We start from the raw sequence: 8,456 nt of genomic DNA, 5'->3' as shown, positions 1-8,456 counted from the left end.
CAGAAGATATTGGAACTGCAAGCGGCATATGCTGCAGAGATATACGCAAATATAGACTATGACAGCAAGACTTGGGTAGCTGATGAATTAGCACAGGAAATATTAGCAAAAGTATTGTCTCCCGGGAGTGTTCCTCTCACTCAGCATTGGAGAGATGCTACGGAAACCAACTATACGGTGACACATATTTATTTGCAGGGTCTTGCTCTGGCAATTTTGACAAGAAACGCCCCAGCGGAAGCAAATCTAAACTCAAAAGTAACTTTGGTTAATTCAGCAACAACAGAAGAAGCAGTTAATGCAATCACATATTAAGGATCAAATGATTAGATTAGCATCATTATTGATTATATTGTTTATTTCATCGCCTGTTTTGGCTGAAACACCTATTGTTTATTCTAAGTGTAAGGCCACGACTGCGACGCATACCATTACGCGTGATGTTGTTATTGCGGGACAGACGCAAAATATAACCAAAGAGTTTATAGGCCTTGATGTTTTTGATGTGCTTCCTGATGTTACTAACTTTGTAACTAATTTTTCAGCGCCATGTGATCTTGTTTATCGTGATGCTGTTGGTGTAGAAACAATTATCCATGATTGCTCTACAAGTGGGAGTGTTGTGGGCGGGTCAACATGTGCAGCGCTTGATTCAGCTGTTTCATTTGATGGTACACAAATAACTTATGCAGTTTTTGAAGGCACTCTTTTTAATTATGAGCAGAGCTTTGATAATAAAGCCATGCATCCTTTTTCAGAAGCTGATAACAGCAACCCAAGGGAAGTTTTACCTAATACTCAAATATCAACGACCGGCTCACATCTCCGTACATATACCGTTGCAGGCGGGGCGAACTTTGATCTAACTCCTTCCGTTTCTGGTCGGTATGATTCTGGGCCTGCTTACATAGCAAATGGAACTCCAAATGGGCGTATAGCTTTTACATCGAATAGATCGGGTCATACTAGTCAGATGGTCTTCAGGACTGGTAAGTCAAACATGGGTTATGCGGTGTATTCGCTTGAACTTGATGGTACAAATATTACGCAAGACAGTCATCATGCACGCAGTCAAGAACAGCATCCTATTCAGTTAAAGGATGGTAGGGTTGCTATTTCAAGTTGGCAGACTGGTGCGGGTATAGCTTTTAGAAAAGGAAACAGCCCACTTCTTGGATCGACTACTTTAAGTAATATGTTTAAAGTTTGGGGTCAAAGACCGGACGGCACCCTACCATTTCCAATACTTGGACAGCACACGAATGATACCGGTGCGGCTGATCACGGAGAAGATCATAACGCTCTACATAACTTTGCGCAAACCACGGATGAAAGGTTTTGGACTGGTAATTATTACAGACAGAACAACCAGGCGCTGGGAGTAATAACAGGAATTGTTTTAGAGCCTGCAGGCAGGGAAGGCCAAGACCCATTAGTAGCAAACATTAACAATGCTTTCTTCCCTAATACATCGATTAACTTCGCTTCTTGGGCAACAAATAGAGACAATATGCCAATTGATGTTGTGGGTTTTCCTACAACTGTAGTTTCTCATCCTTCCTATTCCGATCCTATGCCATGGAATCCAAAAATAGGCTTTCCTTTTGCATTGCCATCTAATGGTCTTGGAATGGTTGCTGGATTCGGAGCTTGTTCTGTTGTTGGTAATGGTTCAGCATGGAATAATCTTACTCAATCACAGCCGCAGCATGTAACAGGTAACGGTAGCGGTGTTATGGCTAATTTAATCACTGAATTGTCTAAATCAATGATCGTTGATGGCATGAACGGTGATATACCTGGATGTAATTTAGGTATATACAAGGCTTCCGTGATCCCTTCTGCAACACCTAATGATTTAGTTGTGATTGTTGATGAAAAAGAGTATCACGAAATATACCCGCGGGCTGTAGTACCTTACACAGATATACATGGGGTTTCTCAGCCAGCTACTTTAACAACGCCAAAAAGTTCTGCGCTTGGTAAATCAAGCCCATTTGCAATGCTTGGCGCTGCTTCAATCACAGACAGGGAGACTACATCGCCAGACGGAATAAGATCAGACCCGTTTGATTTCTCCCTTCTTCATGCCTTCCATATGCAAGGTACTGACACGATTGATTATACAGACGCTGACTTATGCGGAGTCAGGATATACGGTCAATTGCCAAATACGAATATAAATGTAGTGAAAGACATCTTCAATGTTTTAGGTGAAAGATGGCAAATTTTAGGTGAGTTTAATACAAGAAACAGGCTAGGCAACGGCAATCCAATAATTGATGCATCAGGCAATGAAGATACAAGTTTCATGGTACGAATGCCTGCGAATATGTCTTACACGATGGCTGGCTTAGATTGTGATGGCCGTCTCTTGAATAAGGATCAAACATGGCAATCGTTAAAGTCTGGTGAAGAAAAAACTTGCGGCGGCTGTCATGTCCATAGTAGGGATACACGGATAACATTCGCTCAGTCACATGCTGCTACTCCGGGTTATGTGCCTTTTGTTTTAGGTGAGGGCACCGTACCTTTAATGAATGGCGTTGATGGCAACGGTGATCCTATAGTACGTACAGAAACAGGATATGGATATGCGCCTTATTTTGATTCAGACATAAGACCTATATTACAAGCTAGGTGTGTTTCCTGCCATGCTGCCGGTGGTTCACCTGGTGCTGGATCAAATCCAAGGCTTGAGGGTGGTTTGGTATTAGATGATTACACAATGGATACATTCCCAAATGCAAACCTTCCGGCTCCTGGTTCTACTTGGTGGAGATTGGTAAACGATCACACGCAGACTTATGTGCCTGCAGGGTTTAAAGTTAGTGGAGGCACATTCTTTGCTAGACCTTGGTTAACAAAATACATGAAAGCTTTTGATAGCCGAGGTAGCTTGCTCTATTGGAAAGCAGCGAATGAGCGGACAGATAATAGAACTGATGTGCAGTTTTCTGATGATATCGATTTTGGTGCAGCGCATCCAACATCCATTACTAAAGATGAGTTGGGCACTCTTGCCAGATGGATAGAACTAGGTGCGCCTGGCGGTGCATTAGACCCGCTTGATACTCACAATCCCACATTGGTTATGAGTGCAACCGTACCTTCAGCAGACACTATATCAGAATTGGTAATTGGTACTGTTGATTTAGGTACAGGGATTGACGTTAACACACTGAATGTCTGTCTAAGAAACGGCGGAACTTGTGCAAATATAGCACCATCCGCGCAGTTGCACGGCATTACAACGATCTCACTGGGATCAAACATAACCGACATGAATCAGGTTATTGAAGCTTCGGTGAGTGATGTACAAGGTAATACCACAACGCTTATTCATACCGCGCAATTTTTGGTTGATGGTGGCAGCTCAGGTACAGGTACGCCATCTACTCTTGCGATTAATGCTGGTGCTAATGCCACCGTAACACAGGGAGATACCTTCTCAAGAACCGTTACTTTTTCCGATGGTGAAGACACTAACGCGGATGGCTGGACGGTGGTTGTTGACTGGAATGGCGTGACTGAAAATATTAATGTTGCGGCAGGTTTATCCTCATTCAATATTAGTCGTTTAATGTCAACTGCCGGCAGTGTGCCTGTAACAGTCACGATCACTGATGATGTTGGTGAAACGGCTCAGGGTTCTTTCACTATTACAGTCAATTCATCAGGCGGGGGTGGTGGCGGAGATACGCTTGTTATCGATACGGGCGGCAATGCATATGTCAATGAAGGGACAACGTTTACGAGAACTGTTTCTGTAACTGACTCCGATGGGAATGGCGGCTCTTATACTGTTGACTGGGGAGGATTGCAAACGCACAACGGCACGATATCGGCGGGTGCAACGTCTTTCGATATCACACGGCTAATGCCGGATGGCGATGCAATAATGACTGTTAATGTCACTGCGACTGACATCGATGGCGGGACAAGTGCGGGATCGTTCAATTTGACAACACTCAATGTAAATCCAAGAGCAGCGGTGACGTCTGGGAGTACGGTAGCTGTTGATACTTTGTATACACTGACTTACACGGTAACCGACCCAGGCCAAGACACAATAACCCTAACGTCAGTTGATTGGGGTGATGGTACTTTTGATAACCAGTTGACGCACACATACACTCAAGCTGGAACTTACAAAGTCAAAATACAAGTGATCGACGAGGACGGGTTGCACACAATAGCAAGACATACGTTAACGGTTCAATAGGAGAAGAAATGATTGGTAATTATATTCAACAAGCTGCGACTGGCAGTACGGGAACGATAACTTTAGGTGCCGCATCTGGTGCTAATCGTCAAGTTATATCAGGAAATGTTCCTATTGGTGCTGAATTTCAAGCAATCGTTGCTCTTGGCGATGATCGTGAAATCGGTGTTTATCGACTCTTAACATCTACAACTGCGGCAAGGGTAAGAATTAAAGAAACATTAAAATCAGGGACTTTTAACAGGTCTAACCCAACAGCTGTTGATTTAACTGCTGGCGGGGCAACTATACAGCTTGCTACAGAAGCAGGAAGTTTTATTGCGGCATCTAATGGTGCAGCTTACGATGACGCAACGGGTATAAAAGGAAGAGCAAGCGTAGGCGAGTATGATCTAGATAATGCTAATGTCGGAATTGGTAATACAAAACACTTATACCCTTGGCTCAGGAGTGCACATGGTTTTGTTTCTTCTGCAAGCATAATCGTAGGTGTTGCTGCAGCTCAGACAGTAAAGATAGCCGCATATGAAAAACTTGATAATGGTGAAGTTGGAACTGCTTACGGTGAATTTACATCTGCAGGAGCGATAGATGTATCGACAACAGGTATTAAAACCGCAACACCGGCATCGCCTATATTTATTCCTTCCGGAGAACTTTATGTTGCTGTCATGGCATCGGGAGCTGGTTGCTCGTTAAAAGGCACAACAAACCCGAACCCATATTGGCTTGGAGCAAATGCATCAGGCGTTATAACAGGTTCACTATTCCGTGGAGGGGATTTTGCAAATTTCACTGAGGATGAAACGTTAAGCAATTGGTCGCGTGATGCTAACCGAGTAACAGTAATTTTAAACGGATAATATTATGCTTGGAGAAATAGTACTAGGAGAAGGCGTATTTGGTGATAGTGCAGTGGCATCCGGTTCTCCTACACCTACGCCAACACCAACACCAACACCAACACCTACGCCGACCCCCACGCCGACAATAACTATTAATTTCAAGCACATAAGTATTGTAGATACTGGCGTAAAGATTCCAAGTGGGAATACTTCAACGGTCGTTCATTTTATTGCTACTGATACCGAGGGAAATAAACTGACCGATTTAACGTCGTTCGGAGTATTGAGAATAAAGGGCAACTCATCGCCTGTAGCAATGACATCTCCCACAGTTGCGCAGGTCGATAAGTCATTAATGCCAGGATGGTATACGCTTCTTTGCGCTGAAGGCACAACCATATCAACAGGGCTAGATTCTGAAAATGCTATTTTTTATATCACTCAGGCAGATATGGCGACTATAGCATTGAGAGTGGAAGTTGTACGGCCTAAATTAACTTTAGGAAGGACTCTTGTTGTCGACATAAGTGGTCGCGTTGTTATGCCAGATATAACAAGCAACTGGCTAACTATTGATGGCATAGCTAACGGAGTTTTGCCCGATAACTTTGATCAATTAAGTATTGAATTGACAAGTGGTAAAGTCGATCTAACAGATAATAGCCTGGATGATATTGCGTTAAATACGGGTTTTGATCCTGCTGGGATTAATGCTCTTGCAATGTTAGAAATTTTGAGTAGATTGCCTGCTTCATTGAGTGCTGATGGAAATATGGTCTCTGATATAAAAGAGATTGCAAGCAGCGCTGATACTTTATCAAGATTTACACGCGCAGTAGATGGGAACACTATGTGCACAGTTGGTAACGGTTCAACCATTAACTCAATAGTTACGTCTGCGTGTGATCCTGCTGGGAGTGTCCTCAATCAATTTGAAGGTAAGTCTGGAACATTCAGCAAAAACACCGCAACGACTGCGTTAAGAGGTAGTTCTTTCAGGATAACAGGTAGCACTAATGCCGCGAATCCAGTGTTAACCGTGACTGACTTGAAAGCTATTCCCGCTAATAATGACATTTTCACAGTGCTTTAATAAATGGAATTAACGTATCCAGGGACAAGTGGTTTTGGAGTAGGGTTTTTTAGCCCGTTTAATGCTGTTTCCGAAACTAATTTAACTGCGTCATTATTTAATGATGATGATCAGTTTTATTCGCACAACTTGTCTCTTGTTGGATCTATTCAAAGTCTAAGTCATTCAGTTTATTTAGATGATGACAGTTTTTATGCTCACGTAGTTTCTTTAGGTGGGGCGACTCAGGATTTATCTGGAACCATATATTTTGATGATGATTTATTCTATACCCATAACATTTCAAATGTTGGTTCTGCGCAAATCCTATCACATTCAATATATTTAGATAATGATTCATTTTATGGGCACACCGTTTCAATAGGTGGTCAGGACCAAAATCTATCAGCATCATTGTACTTGGATAGTGATTTATTTTTCGCTCCTTCAATAGTTATCGATCAATTGCTAGGCGCTTCTTTGTTCATTGATGATGACTTATTTTATTCTCATACGGTAGGACAGGACGAACCAGACATAAACCTGAGTGCGTCATTGTTCCTAGACACAGATTTATTCTATGCGCACGCAGTATCGCCAATAATCACATTATCAGCAACATTATTCAATGAAGAAGATCAATTTTACAGTCATGCAATCTCCGTTGAGGTTGTTTTGATTACGCCGGACTCGAGAATATACAAGGTAGAAGGTAGGAAAAACAGTTTAACTTAACAGGAGAGAAATTATGGCTAATAGTATATACCCACTTTATAAACAAGAATTAATGAAGCATACAGCTAATACTGAACTTGATTCGGCAGAAGGCGCAACAGGTGTGTACGTGGCATTAGTAGACACTGGAACATACACATATTCTGATACTCATCAATTTTATAGTGACCTATCAGGAATAGTTGGTACAGATCAAGAAATACTAAATAAGACGCAAACGGGAAGGATATTTGATGGTGATAATGTAACCTTTCCAAGTGTCGGCGGTGATAGTGCTGAGGCTTTAGCGTTTTATCGTAGGAATGCAGGCGCTAATACCACATGGCGTCTAATTGCATATATAGATTCCGGTGTTGGCGGTTTACCAGTGACGCCGAATACCGGAGACATTCAGCTTGCATTTGATGCGCAAGGAATATTCGGACTGTAAAGGAAAATCCTGTGGCGTTTAAAACGTTAGAGCCAAAAGATCCAAACTCAGAAGGCATAGATTATATGGTAGATCTTGCTGCTCTGAGGAATGGACGAGGAACACAAGACTATCTTCAGGACGGAGAGTTCATTGACGAAAATGCAATGAAAGTCGAGGCTTTTTCTGATGACCCTTCTTTAGTTATAGATGATTTTTATGTGACTGATTCGAATTCATCTATAACGATAATATTGTCGGGAGGAACGGTTAATACATTTTCTTCTGTAACAGCACGGTTTAAGACAACACTGGGTAGAAAAGTGGACAGATCATTTAGAATTTTCATAAAGAATCTTTAGGTATGAGTGATTCTGAAAAGGACAACAATCCAAATAAAAGACGTAGGGAAGACTGCACTATCCCTGATCATGTTTCAGATATTGATATCTACAGAATGCTTTTTGGAATATCTAGCAGAGTCGAGACATTAGAGAAATCTCAGTTGGAAAGCAAGAGCATTATTAGTCTTTGTATTAAAGTCTTGCTTATTGTTTTCGCTGGCTTTGTTTCTATTATTTCTTCTCTTTTTTTTAATATTGAAAGTATATTTAATGTCTTTAGCATGGTTGGTTTAATAAAATAATGAGTAATCAAAATACAAAGATAATTATTTGTTTATGCATTTTTATGTCTACTTTTCTTTTTTTTAATACCATGAAGATAGTAACAAGTGTAGAGCAAAAAGAGGAGTTAAAAAAGTCTATAAAAGAATTGAGTATAACTTTAGATCTAAATAGGCAGTCCTTGATACTTAATACATGCATGATCTCAAAGTACGTAAGAGATGTTGACGAATCAATAGATACAGATATTTGCGAGGAGTAATATGGGTTCAGAAGAAAGAGTGAATGAAGAACTAAAGGAAAAGCATATCCAATTGAAACACCAAGCTTCAATTCAGGCTAAAGATTTTTTTTGTAAGCAGAGAGATGAATACATTAAATTCTTTAGAGAATGTCCGCAGTCTGGTAGGTATATTGCTGTTTTCTTGGCGGCAATCTTCGTTTGCTCAATGCTTTAAGGATTAACTATGTGGAATTTTTTGCAGCCGATGATAAGCCCGATTGTTGGGAAATTGATTGATTTAATACCCGACAAAAATGCCAG

General features: G+C 41.2%; 9 protein-coding genes. All 9 read left to right on the top strand.

What is annotated here, in order from left to right; translation table 11 throughout:
• Positions 1 to 315 (top strand): hypothetical protein (locus Q0688_RS21720; RefSeq protein WP_299082362.1); only part of this gene is annotated, 315 nt, incomplete at its 5' end.
• Positions 316 to 322: 7 nt separating this feature from the next.
• Complete coding sequence (locus Q0688_RS21715) at positions 323 to 4,225, top strand: PKD domain-containing protein (protein ID WP_299082360.1); 3,903 nt, start codon at positions 323 to 325, stop codon at positions 4,223 to 4,225.
• 8 nt (positions 4,226 to 4,233) lie between these two features.
• Positions 4,234 to 5,088, top strand: coding sequence for a hypothetical protein (locus tag Q0688_RS21710; RefSeq protein WP_299082358.1), 855 nt, complete (start codon positions 4,234 to 4,236; stop codon positions 5,086 to 5,088).
• A gap of 4 nt (positions 5,089 to 5,092) precedes the next feature.
• Complete coding sequence (locus tag Q0688_RS21705) at positions 5,093 to 6,163, top strand: hypothetical protein (protein ID WP_299082356.1); 1,071 nt, start codon at positions 5,093 to 5,095, stop codon at positions 6,161 to 6,163.
• Positions 6,164 to 6,166: 3 nt separating this feature from the next.
• Positions 6,167 to 6,877, top strand: coding sequence for a hypothetical protein (locus Q0688_RS21700; protein ID WP_299082354.1), 711 nt, complete (start codon positions 6,167 to 6,169; stop codon positions 6,875 to 6,877).
• Positions 6,878 to 6,890: 13 nt separating this feature from the next.
• Positions 6,891 to 7,307, top strand: coding sequence for a hypothetical protein (locus Q0688_RS21695; RefSeq protein WP_299082352.1), 417 nt, complete (start codon positions 6,891 to 6,893; stop codon positions 7,305 to 7,307).
• Between the two features lie 11 nt (positions 7,308 to 7,318).
• Positions 7,319 to 7,648, top strand: a complete 330-nt coding sequence (locus Q0688_RS21690; RefSeq protein WP_299082350.1) for a hypothetical protein — start codon at positions 7,319 to 7,321, stop codon at positions 7,646 to 7,648.
• 2 nt (positions 7,649 to 7,650) lie between these two features.
• Complete coding sequence (locus Q0688_RS21685; RefSeq protein WP_299082348.1) at positions 7,651 to 7,932, top strand: hypothetical protein; 282 nt, start codon at positions 7,651 to 7,653, stop codon at positions 7,930 to 7,932.
• A gap of 243 nt (positions 7,933 to 8,175) precedes the next feature.
• Positions 8,176 to 8,370: a hypothetical protein gene (locus tag Q0688_RS21680; protein ID WP_299082346.1), complete on the top strand. Its 195-nt coding sequence runs from the start codon at positions 8,176 to 8,178 to the stop codon at positions 8,368 to 8,370.
• The last annotated feature ends 86 nt before the right edge of the window (positions 8,371 to 8,456 follow it).

The sequence above is a fragment of the uncultured Paraglaciecola sp. genome (assembly GCF_937123705.1).
GTDB lineage: Bacteria > Pseudomonadota > Gammaproteobacteria > Enterobacterales > Alteromonadaceae > Paraglaciecola.
The sequence above is the reverse complement of the archived record's forward strand: the minus strand, read 5'-3'. Positions and strand labels throughout refer to the sequence as shown.

What these genes read in the sequence shown, in the direction of transcription:
- Q0688_RS21700 (WP_299082354.1), top strand. Translation starts at nt 6,167, where the DNA reads ATGGAATTAACGTATCCAGGGACAAGTGGTTTTGGAGTAGGGTTTTTT.
- Q0688_RS21685 (WP_299082348.1), top strand. Translation starts at nt 7,651, where the DNA reads ATGAGTGATTCTGAAAAGGACAACAATCCAAATAAAAGACGTAGGGAA.
- Q0688_RS21715 (WP_299082360.1), top strand. Translation starts at nt 323, where the DNA reads ATGATTAGATTAGCATCATTATTGATTATATTGTTTATTTCATCGCCT.
- Q0688_RS21695 (WP_299082352.1), top strand. Translation starts at nt 6,891, where the DNA reads ATGGCTAATAGTATATACCCACTTTATAAACAAGAATTAATGAAGCAT.
- Q0688_RS21680 (WP_299082346.1), top strand. Translation starts at nt 8,176, where the DNA reads ATGGGTTCAGAAGAAAGAGTGAATGAAGAACTAAAGGAAAAGCATATC.
- Q0688_RS21705 (WP_299082356.1), top strand. Translation starts at nt 5,093, where the DNA reads ATGCTTGGAGAAATAGTACTAGGAGAAGGCGTATTTGGTGATAGTGCA.
- Q0688_RS21710 (WP_299082358.1), top strand. Translation starts at nt 4,234, where the DNA reads ATGATTGGTAATTATATTCAACAAGCTGCGACTGGCAGTACGGGAACG.